General features: G+C 53.5%; 2 protein-coding genes. Both read right to left on the reverse strand.

The genetic code is table 11. The features are described from left to right. Nucleotides 1-1,557, reverse strand: a 1,557-nt coding sequence (locus INT22_RS11455) for an AMP-binding protein (protein WP_193068250.1), incomplete at its 3' end; no start/stop codon positions are given. Nucleotides 1,558-1,623: 66 nt separating this feature from the next. Continuing rightward, the coding region (locus INT22_RS11460; protein ID WP_193068251.1) for a hydroxymethylglutaryl-CoA lyase at nucleotides 1,624-2,230 on the reverse strand (607 nt) is incomplete at its 5' end.

Here is a 2,230-nt window from a genome sequence, read left to right on the forward strand (position 1 = left end):
CTCGCGCAGGGCTTCTCCAGTGACTTCTCCTGCGCTGCTGTTGAGCTTCACCCAAGCAATTAACTCTTCGCCATACTTCTTATCCGGAACACCGGTAACCTGTACTTCTGAAATCGCAGGGTGGGCGTATAAAAACTCCTCGATCTCTTTCGGGTATACATTCTCACCGCCGCGAATCACCATGTCTTTAATGCGGCCAACGATCTGGATGTAGCCTTCCTCGTCCATCGTGGCAAGATCGCCCGTATGCATCCAACCGGCTTCATCAATGGCTTCAGCCGTGGCTTTGTCATTGTTCCAGTACTTGAGCATCACACTGTAGCCACGGGTGCATAACTCACCAATTTCACCACGGGGCAGAATGCCGCCGTTGCCAGGATCGACGATCTTGCTTTCTAGGTGGGGTTGGGTGCGGCCGACGGTAGAAACGCGCTTATCAATGGTGTCGTTAGCGCCGGTTTGGGTGGAAACTGGGCTGGTTTCTGTCATGCCATAGGCGATCTGTACGCCTTTCATGTTCATCTTTTCGATGACCTGCTTCATGATTTCTGCAGGACAAATAGAACCCGCCATAATGCCGGTGCGCAGCGTGGAAAAATCAGTCGTGGCAAAGTCGGGGTGCTCTAGTTCGGCGATGAACATAGTGGGTACGCCGTAAAGCGCGGTGGCTTTTTGCTCGTGTACCGCTTTTAGCACTTTGCCGGGTTCGAACCCTTCATCCGGATAAATCATCGCCGCGCCATGGGTCATACAGCCCAGGTTACCCATCACCATGCCGAAGCAGTGGTAGAGCGGTACGGGGATGACCAAGCGGTCTTCGCTGGTAAAGCCCATGCTTTCGGCAACAAAGAAGCCATTGTTGAGGATGTTGTGGTGAGAGAGCGTCGCGCCTTTCGGAAAGCCCGTTGTGCCCGAGGTGTACTGAATATTGATCGGGTCATCAAACTGTAGCGTGGCCTGCAGGTCATCAACATCCGTCTGGCTGATCTTGCTGGCTTCGTTAATGAAGTCTGCCCAGCGCCACATACCACTCTGTTTGTCAGAGCCCAGATTAATGATGCACTCAAGATCAGGTAGCTTGTGCGATTTTAGCTGGCCTTCTGTGCTGCTATTTAGTTCAGGCGCGAGCTCAAACAGCATGGCGGTGTAATCAGAGCTTTTGAATTGATTGGCAGTGACTAAAAAGCGCGCACCGGATTGATTAAGCGCGTAGTCCAGCTCATGAGTACGATAAGAGGGGTTAATGTTGACTAAAATCGCGCCAATCTTGGCGGTGGCAAATTGGGTTAGGGTCCATTCGCAGCAGTTAGGTGCCCAGATGGCAACTCGGTCGCCTTTTTTAACGCCAATGGCCAGCAACGCACGGGCGCAACGGTTAACTTCTTCCTGAAGCTGGCGGTAGCTCCAGTGAATGTTCTGATGAAGGGCGATTAGCGCGTCGTTGTCGGGATACTGTGCGGCGATCTGATCAAATTTATCGCCAATGGTCATGCCCAGCAGCGGCTTATCTGCGGTGCTGCTGGTGTAGCTAGGTAGGGTGTGTGCAGGTGATGCCATGGATGTCTCTCCGAACTGTTTTTTTTGTCTCAACGGGAAGAAAGCAGTTGGCTTCTATAGTTATTATTAGCTAACCGTGCTTTTGGCCAACGCGACTTTAGAACTGGGCTTGCGACCAAGCTGCTGAGTGATCCAGACGCCCGTATCAATCACTGCCTGGAGGTCGATGCCCGTGTTAATGCCCAGCCCCTCTAGCAGGTAAAGTACGTCTTCCGTGGCCACATTGCCGGATGCACCTTTGGCATAAGGGCAGCCACCAAGCCCTGCGGTCGCTGCGTCAATCACGCTCACGCCTTCTTCCATTACGGCATATAAGTTAGCTAGCGCCATGCCATAGGTATCATGGAAGTGGGCCGCTAAATGCTCGATGGGCACCTGCTGGCGGGCAGCCTCAATCATCCGCTTAGCGGCTAGCGGCGTGCCGACACCGATGGTGTCACCCAGAGAGATTTCATAGCAGCCCATCTCATAAAGTGCGCTGGCTACCTCGGCAACTTTTTGCGGAGAAATAGCCCCTTCATAGGGGCAGCCCAGCACGCAGGACACATAGCCACGCACCCGCACACCTGCTTCGTTGGCTCGCGCAAGCACTGGCTCAAAGCGCGTCAGCGACTCAGCAATCGAGCAGTTGATGTTTTTCTGGGAAAACGCCTCAGAAGCGGCACCAAATACT

The organism is Halomonas sp. 3D7M (assembly GCF_014897885.1).
Taxonomy (GTDB): Bacteria; Pseudomonadota; Gammaproteobacteria; order Pseudomonadales; family Halomonadaceae; genus Vreelandella.